Here is a 16,765-nt window from a genome sequence, read left to right as displayed (position 1 = left end):
CCCGTATTTGTGAGGAGCGTTACCGTTGATTAGTGTTTTTGACATGTTCAAAGTGGGCATCGGCCCATCCAGTTCACATACCGTAGGTCCGATGAAAGCGGGCAAACAGTTTGTGGATCTGCTGGCTGAGCAGGGCAAACTGCAGGATGTCACGCGCGTAGCGGTGGATGTGTATGGCTCTCTCTCGCTGACCGGCAAAGGTCACCATACGGATATCGCTATCATTATGGGTCTGGCGGGTTATGAACCTGCCACCGTGGATATTGATGCGATCCCGGCATTTATTAAAGATACGGAAACGCGTGAGCGCCTGCTGCTGGCTAAGGGCGCGCATGAGGTCGACTTTCCACGCGAAGGCGGCATGGTGTTCCGCAGTGAGAATCTTTCGCTGCATGAAAACGGTATGACGCTGTATGCGTTTGCCGGCGATCTGCTGATTCTGACGAAAACCTACTACTCAATTGGCGGCGGGTTTATCGTGGATGAAGCGCATTTTGGCCAGCCGGTGCTGGACGAAGTCGCGGTACCTTATGCGTTTCACTCGGCAAAAGAGCTGCTCAGCCACTGCAGCGAGACCGGCATGTCGCTTTCAGGACTGGTGATGCAAAATGAGCTGGCGCTGCACAGCCGTGAAGAGATCACCCGCTATTTTACCGATGTCTGGCAGACCATGCAGGCGTGTATTGACCGCGGTCTGAACACCGAAGGCGTGCTGCCGGGGCCGCTGCGCGTTCCGCGCCGTGCCGCCTCTTTGCGTCGCCTGCTGGTCTCATCGACCAAGCACTCCAATGATCCAATGAACGTTATCGACTGGGTCAATATGTTTGCCCTGGCGGTAAACGAAGAGAATGCGGCAGGCGGACGCGTGGTAACGGCCCCGACTAACGGAGCCTGCGGCATCGTGCCGGCGGTGCTTGCCTATTACGATCACTTTATCGAAAGCGTCACGCCCGATATCTTTATCCGTTATTTTCTCGCGTCAGGCGCTATCGGTATTCTCTATAAAATGAACGCCTCTATCTCCGGTGCCGAAGTAGGCTGTCAGGGTGAAGTGGGCGTGGCCTGCTCTATGGCGGCGGCGGGTCTGGCGGAGCTGCTGGGCGCCAGCCCGGAGCAGGTCTGCGTGGCCGCGGAAATTGGTATGGAGCATAACCTGGGTCTGACCTGCGATCCGGTTGCCGGTCAGGTGCAGGTGCCCTGCATTGAGCGCAATGCTATTGCATCGGTCAAAGCCATCAACTCAGCGCGCATGGCGCTGCGCCGGACCAGCGCCCCGCGCGTCTCGCTGGATAAAGTCATTGAGACCATGTATGAGACCGGTAAAGATATGAACGCTAAATATCGCGAAACCTCGCGTGGCGGTCTGGCCATCAAAGTTCAGTGTGACTGATACCTGTCCGGAGTGCGCTGGTTAAAATCAGCGCACTCATACTGATTTCTGCTTTTTTACCTACCTCGGCGTTGCCAAACCAGATATTGTAATTTTCCTGCGCGGATCCGGCAGGACGCAATTTTTATTGCCTGCTTTTTTAACGGGCAGCGCTAAACCTGGCCGTCCCGATGCCGATAACCTTCACGTTAATTTGCTCCTGGTCTGTGTCTTAACAAGGTGGTTACTGATGCTCATTCCCCAGCAATTTGTGGGTCAATTTCGCCGTAAGCGGCTGCTTATTGCGTTAGTGATCGCGACGCTGGTTTTGATCCTTACCCTGACTTTTCGTTATATCGAAGAGAAGTCACGTATTGAGCAGCAGTCTCTTAACTTTGCCAGCCGCGCCATTGAGCGCTTTGACCGTATGTTCTCGCCGCTGGACGTCTCCGCCAATAACACGCTGGGCCTGGTGGGCCTGCCCTGTTCGCTGGTGCGTTATCCGCTGATTGAAAAGATCGCTGCGCTGCAGACGGTACGCACCGTGCTGCTGGTGCAAAATGACACTATCTACTGCTCCAGCATCTATGGCGCCCGCGATATCTCTTTTAGTCAGACCTATCCGGAGCTGGCGCTCAATAATCAGCGCATGCTGCTGACCACAGATGATTATCTGCTTAAAGGCTCGCCGGTGCTGCTGCTCTGGACGCCAAAGTCGCTGGATAATCGCGATGGCTTGCTGCAGGTGGTGAATGTTGAACTGATGAGCAATTATCTGCTTGAGCCTCAGCTGCCGTGGGTAGAGCGGGCTATTTTCAACGTGGGCGGCCAGAGCCTTGAGTATGGTAATCCGATGATTGAACATACGGTGCCCTCGGATGACGAGGTCGCTTACGATCAGGCATCTTTACGCTACCCGTTCACCATTACGCTCTACGGCCCTTCGCCGGCGCGCCTGGCGTTAAATACGCTGCCTTCCCAGCTGCCGCTGGCGGTGATGCTGAGCCTGCTGATTGGCTATATTGTCTGGCTGGCAACGGCCAATCGCATGAGCCTCAGCTGGCAGATCAGCTACGGCATCACCGCTAGCGAGTTTATGGTTTACTGTCAGCCGCTGATCAATGCCCGCAGCGAACAGTGTGAAGGTATTGAGCTTCTGCTGCGCTGGCATAATCCGCGTCAGGGATGGATTGCGCCTGACGTCTTTATCCCTCTGGCGGAACGGCAAAACCTGATCGCTCCCCTTACCCGCTTCGTGATTGCCCGGGCCGTAGAAGCGCTGCCGCAGCTGCCGCAAAGCAGCGCGTTCCATATTGCGATTAACGTCGCCGCCAGCCATTTTCACGATCGCGCCATTGTGGAAGATCTGCAGCAGATCTGGTGGCCTGCTAACCCCCATCCGCAGCTGGTTGTGGAGCTGACAGAGCGTGACGCCTTGCCGGTTATCGATCAGTCGGTCGTGGCGCAGCTGCATAACATTGGCGTACGCCTGGCGATAGACGATTTCGGCACCGGGCACAGTTCGCTGGCCTACCTGAAAGATCTGCAGCCGGATGTGCTGAAAATTGACAAGATTTTTACCGCGGCGATCGGCACTGACGCGATCAACGCCACGGTAACCGATATGGTGATTTCACTGGCGCAGCGGCTGAAGATTGCGCTGGTGGCCGAAGGCGTGGAGACCGCTGAACAGGCCTCCTATCTGCGCGAGCGCGGGGTAGATCATTTGCAGGGTTACTTCTATGCGCGCCCCATGCCGATCGAAGATTTTCCGGCATGGCTGGCTCAGCATCAGGAAACAGCGGGTTAAAAAAAGGGCCGTCTTCACGACGGCCCTGATTGAACAGCTACGCGCGATTACGCGTTTTCTTCATCTTCATCGTGAGGCGCATCTTTGGTCACTCGTACCAGGTCGATACGGTAATCTGTCGCCTCAACAATTTCAAAGTGCAGCGGCGGCAGATCGATTACCTCACCAGGCTGCGGCAGCTGACCTTTCTGCTCAATCAGCAGGCCCGCCAGCGAAGCGTGATCGTCCTCCTGTTTAACCAGTTCATGGTAGTCGAGCAGCTGCTGAAGCGAATGCAGGTCGGTGCCGCCTTTGACCAGCCAGCCATCACCATCGGCGATCACATCCGGCGTCTCATCTTCATCCGGGAACTCACCGGCAATCGCTTCCAGCACGTCCAGCGGCGTAATCAGACCCTGCACCATACCAAATTCGTTGGTTACGATAACAAAGCTGCCTTTCGCCCGGCGCAGCACGCCCAGCAGATTAATAGGATCCAGCGTCTCAGGGACAACAATCGCCGGCGAGCCTGATGCGAACGTGGTCACATCCATACCGTGCTCCAGCGCCACCAGCAGCTCTTTTGCGCGCACCACGCCAATAATCTCATCCAGCTCACCGCGGCACACCGGAAACAGACTGTGTGGCGTATCCAGCAGCTGCATACGGATCTCATCCAGCGGACGCGTCACATCAACCCATGAGATATCGCCACGCGGCGTCATGATGCTGCGAATAGAGCGCTGCGACAGCGTCAGTACGCCGTTAATCATATAGCGCTCTTCATCCTTAAACGCTTCCTGCGGCATAGCGTTATTCAGCGTATGCTCATCCGTTGAAGGCTGCTGCTGACGATTGCGCCCGCCCATCAGGCGTAAAATAGCTTCTGCCGTGCGCTCACGCATTGGCCGGCGCGCCTGATGGCGCATAAAATTACGGCGCGCGATCTGATTAAACAGCTCAATCAAAATTGAGAAGCCGATCGCCGCATAGAGATAACCTTTCGGAATATGGAAACCGAACCCTTCCGCTACCAGCGACAAACCGATCATCAGCAGGAAGCTCAGGCAGAGCACGACAACCGTCGGATGAGCGTTGACAAAATTAGTCAGCGGCTTCGATGCCAGCAGCATTACGCCCATTGCGATCACCACCGCAGTCATCATCACCGGCAGGTGGTTAACCATACCCACTGCGGTAATCACGGCATCCAGTGAGAAGACGGCATCCAGCACCACGATTTGTGCGACCACTGCCCAGAAGCTGGCATAGTTGCGATTACCCTGCTGCTCCATGCCTTTATTTTCCAGACGCTCATGCAGCTCCATCGTGGCCTTGAAAAGCAGGAACAGGCCACCAAACAGCAGGATCAGATCGCGACCGGAAAAGCTGAAATCCATCACGCTGAACAGCGGACGGGTCAGCGTGACCATCCACGAGATCAGGGAGAGCAGGCCGAGGCGCATCACCAGCGCCAGCGACAGACCGATCAGTCGCGCTTTATCGCGCTGCTTTGGCGGCAGTTTGTCAGCAAGAATGGCGATAAAGACCAGGTTATCGATACCCAGCACAATTTCCAGCACGATCAGCGTTAACAGCCCCGCCCAGATCGAGGGATCCAAGAGAAACTCCATTAGTGACTCCTTGCTAAGAAAGTAGACGCACGAAAATCAGCCTGCACCGGTAAGTGAGACAGCTGAAGAGTCGAAGGCGAAATAACGCTGAATGGCGTGGCGATCTGCGCCGGCTGGCACAGTAAGGATAAGAAGCGACGTCGGTGACGGTCCATAAAGGTGAGCTTGAGCCCGGTACTCCTGAGTAATAAACAGAAAGTTAATGTATCAGTTACCTCAACAAGATCAAAAAATTTTCTTACATTTACACATAGCTGCGCTGGCGCATAAAAACGGCATAAAAAAGTCCGCTGAACCGCCGTTACACCAGATAACCGACAGGCGTCACACTCTTTCTTCTTTCGCTAACTAAAATAAACGGCGACCTCAACGCAAACCGATGGGCGCTCCATCGGTGCGGCTCAGGCTTATATTGCCTGACGGGCCCGGCCGCATCCTTTATTCCTGTCTACGTCCTTTAATGACAGGGTTTCGTCATAAACGGAGGTAGCAGGTGACCATCGCATTAGTCATTGGTACACACGGCTGGGCAGCAGAGCCGCTCCTGAAAACAGCAGAGATGCTGCTGGGCGAACAGCACAATGTCGCCTGTATCGATTTTGCACCCGGTGAAAACGCCGAAACGCTGATGGAGAAGTATCGTGCCCGGCTGGCCGAACTTGATACCGCTCAGGGAGTCCTGTTTCTGGTCGATACATGGGGAGGCAGCCCGTTTAATGCCGCCAGCCGTCTCGTCACGGATCGCCCGGATCAGGAGGTCATTGCTGGCGTGAATATTCCGATGCTGGTCGAAACGCTGATGGCCCGCGATGATAATCCTGAACTGGCGGCGCTGGTGCAGGTCGCCACCGATGCCGGGCGTCAGGGCGTAAAAGCGCTAAAGGCGGAACCTGTTTCCGCTGCCGCAGCGCCGGTTAAATCTGCGCCGCCGCCGCTGGCTTCGGGCCAGCATATGAAAATCGGCCTGGCGCGCATAGACGATCGTCTGATCCATGGCCAGGTAGCGACCCGCTGGACTAAAGAGACCGGCGTCAGTCGCATTATTGTGATCAGTGATGAAGTGGCAAACGATCACGTGCGTAAAACCCTGCTGACCCAGGTGGCGCCGCCGGGCGTTACCGCGCACGTGGTCGATATCGCAAAAATGATCCGCGTCTGGAATAACCCCAAATATGCGGGCGAACGCGTCATGCTGCTGTTTACCAATCCCACCGACGTTGAGCGCGTGGTTGCGCAGGGCGTCAATATTACCTCTGTGAATATCGGCGGCATGGCGTTTCGTCAGGGTAAAACGCAGGTCAATAATGCGGTTTCAGTAGATGAAAAAGATATTGCCGCTTTTCGTCAGCTCAACGCCCGCGGGATTGAGCTTGAGGTACGCAAAGTCTCTACCGATCAAAAACTCACTATGATGGACCTGATTGCGAAGGCCACCGCCTGACTTGCTATCGCCCGGCCATTACGGCGGGCGTGCTGAGGAGATGCAACATGGAAATAACCACGCTACAGATTGTGCTGATATTTATCGTGGCCTGTATTGCCGGTATGGGTTCTATCCTGGATGAGTTTCAGTTTCACCGTCCGCTGGTGGCCTGTACCCTGATTGGTGCCGTGCTGGGTGACATGAAAACCGGCATTATTATCGGCGGCACGCTGGAGATGATTGCGCTGGGCTGGATGAATATCGGGGCGGCGGTAGCGCCCGATGCGGCTCTCGCCTCCATCATATCCACCATTCTGGTGATTGCCGGCGGCCAGAGCGTCGGTGCCGGTATCGCTCTGGCGATCCCGCTGGCCGCAGCGGGTCAGGTGCTGACCATTCTTGTGCGAACGCTGACCGTGGCGTTTCAGCATGCGGCAGATAACGCGGCCGCAAAAGGTAACCTCACCGCTATCTCCTGGATCCATGTCTCTGCCCTGCTGCTGCAGGCGATGCGCATCGCCATCCCGGCGCTGATTGTCGCTATCTCTGTCGGCACCAGCGCCGTGCATACGCTGCTGAGTTCCATTCCGGAGGTGGTCACTAACGGCCTCAACATCGCCGGCGGCATGATTGTGGTAGTGGGATACGCAATGGTCATCAATATGATGCGCGCCGGTTATCTGATGCCGTTCTTCTATCTCGGATTTGTCACCGCCGCGTTTACTGATTTCAATCTGGTTGCGCTGGGCGTTATCGGCGTCGTGATGGCGATTCTCTATATCCAGCTCGCCCCGAAATATAACCGGGTCGCAGGCGCAGCGCCGGCAGGTGCCTCGCAAAACGACCTTGATAATGAACTTGACTAGGAGCAGGTGCCACTATGGCTGACAGCACGCGAATAGCTAAAAAGCTCACCTCCGGTGATGTCCGCGCCGTGTTCATACGATCTAACCTGCTTCAGGGGTCATGGAACTTTGAACGTATGCAGGCGCTCGGTTTCTGTTTTTCCATGGTGCCGGTGATCCGTCGCCTCTACCCGGAAAACGACGACGCACGTAAACAGGCGATCCGGCGTCATCTGGAGTTTTTCAACACGCAGCCCTATGTCGCCGCGCCGGTACTGGGCGTCACTATGGCGATGGAGGAGCAGCGGGCAAACGGCGCCGCCATTGATGATGGTGCTATTAACGGCATTAAAGTGGGTCTGATGGGGCCGCTGGCAGGCGTAGGCGATCCCATCTTCTGGGGCACCGTACGGCCGGTGTTTGCCGCGCTTGGTGCAGGGATTGCCATGAGCGGCAGCCTGCTGGGCCCGCTGCTGTTTTTTGTGCTGTTTAACGTTGTGCGCCTGCTGACCCGCTATTACGGCGTTGCTTACGGCTATCGCAAAGGCGTTGATATCGTCAGCGATATGGGCGGCGGTTTTCTGCAGAAGCTCACCGAAGGCGCCTCGATCCTCGGCCTGTTTGTGATGGGCGCACTGGTCAATAAATGGACCCACGTTAACGTGCCGCTGGTGGTATCGAGTATTACCGACCAGACCGGTAAAACCACGGTAACCACCGTTCAGTCTATTCTTGACCAGCTTATGCCCGGCCTGATCCCGCTGCTGCTGACATTTGGCTGTATGTGGCTGCTGCGTCGTAAAGTTAACGCGCTGTGGATCATCATCGGTTTCTTTGCGATCGGGATTATTGGTTACTCGATTGGCCTGCTGGGACTGTAAGCCGCTTTCCGGCCGGACGCGTAATATGGGCAGAGTGTAAAAAGGAGCGATAATGGCGCTGACCGATCTGCTGCTGATGTTCTGCATCGCCGCTCTGCTGCTGTTTGCTATTTACCATGATGTAGTGTTGCCGCGCCGTAAAGGCGTCACCCTGCTGCGGGTCGCACTGCGACGACGTCACCTGCCCGATAGCGCGATTTTTATCGGACTGCTGCTGATTCTGCTGTGGAAAAATATCAGCAATGCAGGGCCGGTGCTGACGACAACGCTTATCATGGTGCTGTGCGCCCTGACGCTCTGGGTATTCTGGCTGCGCCGTCCGGTGCTGCTGATGAAGCAGGAGGGCCTGTTTGATAACGGGATCTGGATCCGCTATGCGCGCATTGCCGCGATTAACCTCTCGCCGGAGGGGGTTTTAATGATGCAGCTGGAGCGGCGCCGGCTGCTTATTGCTGTTCATACGCTGGATGACCTGGAGCGTATCTGGCATACGCTCCTCACCGCTCGCTAATCGCGCTGCCACAGAGAGAGGGTAAAGTCCGCGTCACAGCGGAACTGCTCTGCCGCTGCCAGCGTCTGCCATACCGCTTCCGATGCACGCCAGGCAAAGGGTGTCATCTGCAGCAGGCTTACCGCTTCAGCGCCGCTTAGCGTCAGGTCATAGCTGAGAGACTGCGACTCGCAGAGCGTAAAGCCGGTATAGGTTTTCTCTTCTGCAGCATGCAGCTGCACCTGCGAATAGATTAGCGCCTTGAACTGCTGCAGATGGTGCGGACCCGGCGTAACGGTCAGCAGATAACCGCCTGACTTTACCACCCGGCTAAGCTCCTCTTCATTACAGGGCGCATAGATGCGTACCACCGCATCCAGCACCGCGCTGGCAAACGGCAGCCGCTGGCTGGAGGCAACGCAAAAGCGTACCTGCGTATAGCGTTTTGCCGCCATCCGGATAGCCGGTTTGGCAACATCAAGCCCATAGATTTCGGCGTCAGGCAGCGCGCTGGTCAGGGCGCTGGTGTAATACCCCTCACCGCAGCCGATATCCAGAACCTGAGCCGCAGGCTGCGTCAGGCGTTGCGCCAGTATCGCCGCCACGCGATCGCGCAGCGGCTGATAGTGCCCGGCATCCAGGAAAGCACGGCGCGCCTGCAGCATCTCCAGGCTGTCACCCGGCTCTCGCGACCCCTTGTGCTGCACCGGCAGAAGATTGACATACCCTTCTCTGGCCCGATCAAACTGATGACCAGCGTCACAGCGAAATACGCCCGGCTGCTGGGTTAATGGCTGGCGGCACAGGGGACAGATCAGGGACATAGCGGACTCCGGTTCAACGATAAGCGGCGCAGTTTACCCTGAAGCAGGAGTAACAAAAAGCATAAAGAAAAGCCCCGCTCAGAGAGCAGGGCTTACGATTCGTTTCAGCAGGTACAGTGACCCGGGCTGAGCGGAAAATCAGATAGCGGTAACGTTAACCGCTGCAGGACCTTTCTGGCCATCCTGAATTTCAAACTCAACCTGCTGGCCTTCAGCCAGAGTTTTGAAGCCGTTACCCTGGATAGCAGAGAAGTGTACGAACACATCTTTGCTGCCGTCAGCAGGAGTAATGAAACCAAAACCTTTAGACTCGTTGAACCACTTAACCTGACCTTTAATCTTTGCCATTTTGCAAATTCCTTTAAATGTTTATTTTGCCCGAAGGCAGTATTGCAGAGAAACAGAGACGTTACTGAATGAGGCACTAATTTAAGGTTCGGCAAGGAAGCGGTATTCAACGTCAACGTCTTTACTCAAAACTTCTTTACTGAAGATGCCATGCATAAACAGAACTGTACCTCGTTTGACCCGCTGATGGTTATCACATATCCGCTAAATAATGGCAAGCCATTTTTAAACAGTGGTCGACTTGTCGCACATTATTATCCGGGACCCCTGCTCCTTCGTGGTGAAACAGGAACCGCAAACACCTGATGGCGCACAAAATACTTGATGACCAGCGTTTTTCTGCAGCAACGTCAAGCGCAGCGGCAGGACATGAATTTGCGTTAAGTGCCAGACGCTACGTTAAACGTGTTGCACTATTATGGCAGACAAAGATTATTTCTCTCTGCAGTGTAAAATAACAGCGCCTGCTTCTCTTAATGCACAAGGTGTACAATTAAACCCGCGGAGTACAGGTTATAAAACGCTTTTGCACCAAAACCGGGAAAATTATTATCCGGCTGCTCCGGATATAATCATTAACCTGCTGAACTTATCTGTTATTTTTATAAGCACGCTAATCCGGACAGGTTAAGAAAACTGTACACCTTATTCATTACCGGTGAGAAAAATCTCATTCAATATCCGCCAGCGTCCGGCTCTCCCCTATCCGCCACGGGCTGAACCGTCCGGCCAGAGGCGTCCCGGCTGCGTCCAGCACACGCTGCAGTTCAGCAGGAGGCGCATCCAGCGACTCATCAGCCAGTTCATAAACACCCCAGTGTATAGGTATTGTTAATGGATGCCCGGCATACTGCCATAAGTCTGCGGCGTGCTGCGGGTTCATGTGCTGGCTGCCCATGAACCATTCTGGTGCATACGCGCCAACCGGCAGGGCGGCCAGATTAAACGGCCCCAGCCGTTGCACAATCTGCAGCAGGTTATCGCTGTAACCGCTGTCGCCGGAAAACCAGAAGTTGAGCGTGCCGCAGCGCACTACCCAGCCACACCATAGCGAGCGATTGCGATCCCACAGCGTGCGCATACTCCAGTGGCGCGCCGGCACAGCGGTAATGCTCAAATCCTGACTATCCGCTGACTCCCACCAGTCCATCTCGGTGACGTTGCGGGCCCCCCGCTTCCGGCACCATGCGCCCAGGCCAAGCGGTACTATCATCTTTACCTCCGGAAAACAGCGCAGCAGGCGCTTTATCGTGCCCCGGTCAAGATGATCGTAGTGGTTATGTGAAATCAGTACATAGTCGAGCTGCGGCAGCCGGGTCACATCAAGCGGTGAGGGTACCCGGCGTTCAGGACCGGCAAAGGGCAGCGGCGAAGCGCGCGGTGATAAAGCCGGGTCAATCAGGATATAGCGCTGCTTAAGGCGCAGCAGCAGCGCGGCGTGACCCAGCCACCAGATGCGATCGTCACTGCCGCTCAGGTCGGCGGGCTGATACCAGCGAGCGCTGAAATCAGCATAGCCGCTGGCAGGCGGCAGCGGGAGATGCTGCGCTTTACGTTCACGACGCCAGCGCTGTAAATCACCCGGCTTGCGCTGTTCCCCTTCAGGATTGCAAAACCCGTCAGGGGTATGGTGTGCTTTTGAAGCGTCGTACCAGGGATTTCTGCGGCTCATTCCCTCTCCATTTTACTCTCAGCGCTCCGGGATCAGCCGGATAAAATCGCGTGAAGCCGTGCCTTCGTCATCCTGCACAGCGGACGACGTTTCTCCCTGCGCCTCCGCAATACGGCGCAGCAGCGCGGTCTGTTTTTTCTGCTCTTCCACCAGCATTTCCAGCAGCTGCAGATGCTCGCTGGCACGCACGCTGGCGCGATTAACAAAAAACCAGACGATAAAGGCCACAAGAATAATGAGCGCCACGATACCATAGTGCAGCAGCGGGCTGGAGTTTGCGGCTAATTCGTTCATAACTGCCTCGGGTAACTATCAGTAAGGATTTAACGGCGCTAATTCTACCTGTTGCGCCAGGAAAAGATATCTTCTGCAACCAAAGCAGTTGCCTGCCGCAGCGCTTTCAGCTATCTCCGATCGTATTAACGTGTAAAGCACGGCATGGTACGCCTGTCGCGCTTATTGCCAAACGGATGCGGCGCGTTTTCAATTTCGGGAGATAATAATGAAATATTTTATTCGTCTGGTGATGCTGTTCGCCCTGCTGTGGCTGGCGCTGCTCTTCACCGGCTATGGTGTTCTGACCGGCAGCGCTGAGAAAGCAGCCGGTCTTGGCCTGGAGTGTAACTACCTGACCGCACGCGGCATGATGACCGCCCGTTATCTGCATAGCGACAGCGGAATTGTCGGTGTAACGGCCTGTCCGCTGCTGAAAAAAAGCGGCGATGTCATTGATAACCAGTAACCCTTCCGGGCTCAGCGTGAGCCCATTTTGATTTTCGCTATGCCGGCATCAGCGAAATAGAGGTTTTTCACGCCTGCGGCGATGCTTTCCGGCGCTAAATTGATTAGCATGATGATATTTACTCCCTTTACTTACCACTATTATGCCTTCAATTGCCCCTCAGGATGGACTTCCGCTACCGCAGCGCTATGGCGCAATCATCACGATTGCGCTGGGTATTATGATGGCGGTACTCGATGGCGCTATCGCTAACGTAGCGCTGCCGACGATAGCCCGCGATCTCAGCGCCAGCCCGGCTGAATCAATCTGGATAGTTAACGCGTATCAGATCGCAATCGTGATCTCGCTGCTGTCGCTCTCCTTTCTGGGAGATATGCTGGGATACCGCCGTATCTTTCAGGCCGGCCTGATCCTGTTTATCGCGACATCGCTGTTCTGCGCCCTCTCCTCCACGCTGACGACGCTAACCGTGGCGCGCGTACTGCAGGGATTTGGCGGCGCCGCGCTGATGAGCGTCAACACCGCGCTAATCCGGATTATTTATCCGCAGCGCTTTCTTGGACGCGGCATGGCAATCAACTCACTCATTGTGGCGGTCTCCAGCGCCGCCGGCCCCACTATTGCCGCGGCTATTCTGGCCGTGGCCAGCTGGCAGTGGCTCTTTTTAATCAATATCCCGTTTGGCCTTGCCGCACTCTGGCTGGCACTGCGCTTCCTGCCTGACAATCCGCAAAAAGCGCGCCAGCAGAAGTTTGATATTCCAAGTGCGGTGATGAACGCGCTCTTTTTTGGGTTACTCATCACTGCACTGAGCGGCTTTTCGCAGGGGCAGCCAGCCAGCCTTATCGTGGCCGAACTGGCGGCGCTGATCGTTACCGGTATTATCTTTGTGCGGCGTCAGCTAACCCTGCCGGTGCCCTTGTTACCGGTTGATCTGCTACGTCTGCCGCTGTTCTCGCTCTCCATTGGCACCTCCGTCTGCTCTTTCTGCGCGCAGATGCTGGCGATGGTATCGCTGCCGTTTTACCTGCAGAACGTGCTTGACCGGGATGAAGTGGCAACCGGGCTGCTGCTGACGCCGTGGCCGCTGGCAACAATGGTGATGGCGCCGATTGCCGGACGTCTGATTGAGAAGTATCACGCCGGCCTGCTGGGTGGACTGGGGCTGGCGCTGTTTGCCGCCGGGCTGTTTCTGCTGGCCATGCTCCCGGCGCAGCCTGCTGATGCAGATATCATCTGGCGTATGATGCTGTGCGGTGCCGGTTTTGGCCTGTTTCAGTCACCCAATAATCACACCATTATCTCTGCTGCCCCGCGCAACCGCAGCGGCGGAGCCAGCGGCATGCTGGGCACCGCCCGGCTGACAGGACAGAGTGCCGGTGCCGCGCTGGTGGCTCTGATGTTTAACCTGTTCAGCGACAGCGGCACGCACGCTTCTTTGATCCTTGCCGGTGGCTTTGCTTCCGCTGCTGCTGCGATAAGTCTGGTGCGGATGACCCAGTCACGCGCGCCAGCCTGACGCTATCCGCACGCAAATAAAAAAGGCATCACCAGGGTGATGCCTTTTTTTTCGTCGCCTGAGCGGATTATTTCAGATACTGCCCGCTGCGCAGCGCTTCGATGCGCTTATCAAGCGGCGGGTGAGACATAAACAGCTCGCTGAACGACTTGTTTTTACCGTTGATGCAGAACGCCATCATGCTGCCTGGCTCCTGCGGCTCGTAGCTGGTTTTCAGACGTTGCAGCGCGGCGATCATTTTTTCACGGCCAACCAGTTTTGCCGATCCTGCATCAGCGTGAAACTCACGGTGGCGTGAGAACCACATGGTAATGATGCTGGCGAGGATACCAAAAAGCAGTTCCAGCACCGTTGCAACCGCAAAATAGACCAGCGGATTACCGTTGCTGCTCTCTTCACCATCGCGGTTGCCGGACATAAAGCCCGACGCAACCTGCGCAATAATGCGCGAGATAAAGATAACAAAGGTGTTCACAATGCCCTGAATCAGGGTCATGGTGACCATATCTCCGTTGGCGATATGCGCGATCTCATGCGCCAGCACGGCTTCAGCCTCATCGCGGCTCATGTTTTGCAGCAGACCGGTTGAGACAGCGACAAGGGACGCATCACGGCGCGCACCGGTCGCAAAGGCATTGATATCGGGCGCATGATAAATCGCGACCTGCGGCATCGCAATGCCAGCCTGCTGCGCCTGGCGACCCACGGTCTCCATCAGCCAGCGCTCGGTCTCATTACGGGGCTGTGCAATCACCTCCCCGCCAACGGAGCGTAGCGCCATCCATTTGGACATCAGCAGTGAAACGAACGCACCGCCAAAGCCAAACAGACCCGCCATAATCATCAGGCCCTGAACACTGCTTGACTGGATTCCTGTCAGACTCAGAATGAGTCCGAATACCAACATCACCGCCAGGTTGGTGATCAGGAAAAGAGCAATACGCATCATAAATGTTAATCTTCCTCAGTTGTTCACGCGCTTGTACGCGGATATATATCCTATGTTCATTGCGCGGCTTTTCAAGCGACCTTAATCTTTAAGTGCCTAAAAAAACAAAACTTTACATTCCACTCTGGCGATCGATTGCAAACTGCTCAGACCACTTATTTAGCGAGTATAGTGTAAAAAAAAACACCGCCGTAGCGGTGTTTTGTGACCGGCTTCAGGATTACTTCGCCGGAGTGGCAGCGGGCTGAGAGGAGGCCAGCTGAGCCAGATCGTTAGCGATCTTCACCGTCTCATCCAGATAGGGATCGGGCTCTTTATAATCTTTTGGCAGCGCCTCAAGATTCTTAAGCGGCTTTTTACCTTCCATCTGATAACGCGCGTTAATACGCTCCAGACGCAGCGCGTCCTCTTCGTGACTCTCTTTCTCACGCTGGGCAAGATTGAGCGACACGATATTGCGTTTATCTTTCATCGCATTGAAACGCGCAATATCTTTCATGATGTACTGAAACTCACGATCCTGCGCAATGCGATCGGCATGAGACTGCGTCAGCTTCGGCACCAGCGCGGTGATATCACCGGTTTTGGTATAGGTTGCCGCATTAATGCTGTCCCACGGCAGCGCGTTATCTTCAAATTTTTCGCCGGTCTCTGCCGCTTCAACGCCGGTTGGCATCAGCAGATCGGGGGTTACCCCTTTACGCTGCGTGCTGCCGCCGTTGATACGATAAAATTTCTGAATGGTATATTGTACGGAACCCAGCGCAGGCCACTCCGGACGCAGCATCTGATCGTAAATGCGGTTCAGAGAACGATACTGCTGTACGGTTCCCTTGCCGAAGGTCGGTTCGCCAACAATCAGAGCCCGGCCATAGTCCTGCATCGCCGCGGCAAAGATTTCCGAAGCTGACGCGCTGAACCGGTCGACCAGCACTACCAGCGGACCTTTGTAGTAAACAATGCCGTCGGTATCGCTGTCTTCACGCACCCGTCCATTGTTATCCCTGACCTGAACCACCGGGCCACCCGGAATAAAGAGTCCGGAGAGAGAGACCGCTTCAGTCAGTGCACCGCCGCCGTTGGTTCGAAGGTCGATAACGACGCTGTCCACATTTTGCTTTTGCAGTTTCTGCAGCTGCACTTTGACATCGTCAGTCAGACCGACATAGAAGCCCGGAATATCCAGCACGCCCACTTTTTCTTTGCCGACGTTATGCACCGTGCCTTTAACTGCCCGATCTTCCAGACGGATCTTTTCACGCGTGAGCGTTACGGTCCGGGTTTTGGTGCCTTTACCGGCAGGCAGGATCTCAAGACGCACTTTGCTGCCTTTAGGTCCTTTGATTTTCGATACCACATCATCCAGCCGCCAGCCGATAACATCCTCAACAGGCTTGCCTGGCTGACCGACGCCGACAATGCGATCGCCAACGGTAATCGATTTGCTTTTTGCTGCCGGACCGCCAGCGACCATAGAGTTGATGACCGTGTAGTCATCATCCATCTGCAGCACGGCACCAATCCCCTCAAGCGACAGGCTCATCTCGGTGTTGAACTGCTCAGTATTGCGTGGGGAAAGGTAGTTGGTGTGGGGATCGATCTCATGAGCGAAGGCGGTCATTGCCAGCTGGAAGACATCTTCACTGTTGCTCTGAGCCAGGCGACGGATGGCAAAGTTGTAGCGCTTGGTCAGCGTTTCACGGATCTCTTTGTCATCTTTGCCCGCCAGCTTCAGGCTGAGCTCATCATATTTAACTTTGGCGTCCCAGAGCGCGTTCAGCTCTGCGGTGCTCTTCGGCCATGGTGCTTTCGCCCGGTCAATATCAATGGTGTCATTGCCACTGAAATCCATCGGACGATCCAGCACCGTCAGCGCATATTGATAGCGCTCAAAACGGCGTTTTTGTGCCAGGTTATAGAGCGCGTAAAACAGATCCAGCTTGCCGCTGCGCAGCTCGTCGCCGAGCGTGGTTTTTTTGTCCGCATATTGCGCAACGTCTGATGCCAGCAGCACGTTATGGCTGTAATCCAGCAGGTTCAGATAGCGATCAAAAATCTTTGCTGAGAAATCCTGATTCAGATCGAACTGACGGTAGTGAGAGCGGGTAAAGCGCGATGTAACCCGCTCACTGACCGTGGGATGCTGCGCTTCTTCATGTAACTGCGGGATCTGGTCTGCACGCGTGATATTGTCTGCGGCAACGGAGGGGCCTGCCAGCAGCAGGCCCGCGATCATACCGATCTTAAAAAAGCTGTTCATGCCAGGGTCGGGCCTCCGTT

At 55.4% G+C, this 16,765-nt stretch carries 15 protein-coding genes and 1 pseudogene; 8 read left to right on the top strand and 8 right to left on the bottom strand.

Features of this window, described 5'->3' with window-relative positions; translation table 11 throughout:
- Positions 1-25: 25 nt before the first annotated feature.
- Both DBY66_RS00515 and DBY66_RS00510 read left to right on the top strand, forming a co-directional pair.
- The gene (locus DBY66_RS00515; RefSeq protein ID WP_039384754.1) at positions 26-1,390 is read left to right on the top strand and encodes an L-serine ammonia-lyase; all 1,365 of its coding nucleotides are present in this window, start codon (positions 26-28) and stop codon (positions 1,388-1,390) included.
- Positions 1,391-1,619: 229 nt separating this feature from the next.
- Complete coding sequence (locus DBY66_RS00510) at positions 1,620-3,179, top strand: EAL domain-containing protein (protein ID WP_039384755.1); 1,560 nt, start codon at positions 1,620-1,622, stop codon at positions 3,177-3,179.
- A gap of 47 nt (positions 3,180-3,226) precedes the next feature.
- Here DBY66_RS00510 and DBY66_RS00505 read toward each other — a convergent pair whose 3' ends face one another.
- Entirely contained in the window at positions 3,227-4,792 is a 1,566-nt protein-coding gene (locus tag DBY66_RS00505) for a TerC family protein (RefSeq protein WP_039384757.1), read from the bottom strand.
- Positions 4,793-5,285: 493 nt separating this feature from the next.
- Between DBY66_RS00505 and manX the strand changes: the two genes are divergently transcribed.
- From manX to DBY66_RS00485, 4 genes are read left to right on the top strand one after another with little or no spacing between them, the layout of a single operon-like run.
- The gene (gene manX, locus DBY66_RS00500) at positions 5,286-6,233 is read left to right on the top strand and encodes a PTS mannose transporter subunit IIAB (protein WP_108569379.1); all 948 of its coding nucleotides are present in this window, start codon (positions 5,286-5,288) and stop codon (positions 6,231-6,233) included.
- 47 nt (positions 6,234-6,280) lie between these two features.
- Positions 6,281-7,081 (top strand): PTS mannose/fructose/sorbose transporter subunit IIC, encoded by an 801-nt coding sequence (locus tag DBY66_RS00495; protein WP_108569380.1) that lies wholly within the window; start codon positions 6,281-6,283, stop codon positions 7,079-7,081.
- Between the two features lie 14 nt (positions 7,082-7,095).
- Positions 7,096-7,941 carry a PTS mannose transporter subunit IID gene (locus DBY66_RS00490; RefSeq protein ID WP_108569381.1) on the top strand — a complete coding sequence of 282 codons (846 nt, stop codon included), beginning with the start codon at positions 7,096-7,098 and terminating at the stop codon, positions 7,939-7,941.
- Positions 7,942-7,993: 52 nt separating this feature from the next.
- A complete protein-coding gene (locus DBY66_RS00485) occupies positions 7,994-8,452 on the top strand; it encodes a DUF986 family protein (RefSeq protein WP_039384768.1) in 459 nt (152 codons plus the stop codon).
- On the opposite strand, the gene rlmA is transcribed toward DBY66_RS00485, so the two are convergent.
- From rlmA to DBY66_RS00460, 5 genes and pseudogenes are all read right to left on the bottom strand, one after another.
- A complete protein-coding gene (gene rlmA, locus DBY66_RS00480) occupies positions 8,449-9,255 on the bottom strand; it encodes a 23S rRNA (guanine(745)-N(1))-methyltransferase (protein WP_071668874.1) in 807 nt (268 codons plus the stop codon). The genes DBY66_RS00485 and rlmA overlap by 4 nt on opposite strands.
- Before the next feature lie 138 nt (positions 9,256-9,393).
- On the bottom strand, positions 9,394-9,603 hold the full coding sequence (cspE, locus tag DBY66_RS00475) for a transcription antiterminator/RNA stability regulator CspE (RefSeq protein ID WP_021510024.1): 210 nt from the start codon (positions 9,601-9,603) through the stop codon (positions 9,394-9,396).
- A gap of 21 nt (positions 9,604-9,624) precedes the next feature.
- Positions 9,625-9,759, bottom strand: a pseudogene (locus tag DBY66_RS17965) (DUF2627 domain-containing protein).
- A gap of 514 nt (positions 9,760-10,273) precedes the next feature.
- A complete protein-coding gene (locus tag DBY66_RS00465) occupies positions 10,274-11,275 on the bottom strand; it encodes an MBL fold metallo-hydrolase (RefSeq protein ID WP_104085088.1) in 1,002 nt (333 codons plus the stop codon).
- An 18-nt stretch (positions 11,276-11,293) separates the two neighbouring features.
- Entirely contained in the window at positions 11,294-11,569 is a 276-nt protein-coding gene (locus tag DBY66_RS00460; protein ID WP_094111077.1) for a YebO family protein, read from the bottom strand.
- A gap of 208 nt (positions 11,570-11,777) precedes the next feature.
- Between DBY66_RS00460 and DBY66_RS00455 the strand changes: the two genes are divergently transcribed.
- Together DBY66_RS00455 and DBY66_RS00450 are read left to right on the top strand one after the other, a co-directional pair.
- Positions 11,778-12,017 (top strand): YobH family protein, encoded by a 240-nt coding sequence (locus DBY66_RS00455; protein WP_039384778.1) that lies wholly within the window; start codon positions 11,778-11,780, stop codon positions 12,015-12,017.
- Positions 12,018-12,159: 142 nt separating this feature from the next.
- Positions 12,160-13,536 (top strand): MFS transporter, encoded by a 1,377-nt coding sequence (locus DBY66_RS00450; RefSeq protein WP_108569382.1) that lies wholly within the window; start codon positions 12,160-12,162, stop codon positions 13,534-13,536.
- Positions 13,537-13,603: 67 nt separating this feature from the next.
- Here the strand turns inward: DBY66_RS00450 and htpX are convergent, their stop codons facing one another.
- Positions 13,604-14,485, bottom strand: a complete 882-nt coding sequence (gene htpX / locus DBY66_RS00445) for a protease HtpX (RefSeq protein ID WP_108569383.1) — start codon at positions 14,483-14,485, stop codon at positions 13,604-13,606.
- Positions 14,486-14,705: 220 nt separating this feature from the next.
- Positions 14,706-16,745 carry a carboxy terminal-processing peptidase gene (prc, locus tag DBY66_RS00440; protein ID WP_039384838.1) on the bottom strand — a complete coding sequence of 680 codons (2,040 nt, stop codon included), beginning with the start codon at positions 16,743-16,745 and terminating at the stop codon, positions 14,706-14,708.
- Positions 16,746-16,765: the final 20 nt, after the last annotated feature.

The sequence above is a fragment of the Pantoea sp. RIT413 genome (genome assembly GCF_003057675.2).
GTDB lineage: Bacteria > Pseudomonadota > Gammaproteobacteria > Enterobacterales > Enterobacteriaceae > Pantoea > Pantoea eucrina.
This window is presented reverse-complemented; position numbering and strand designations above follow the sequence as displayed.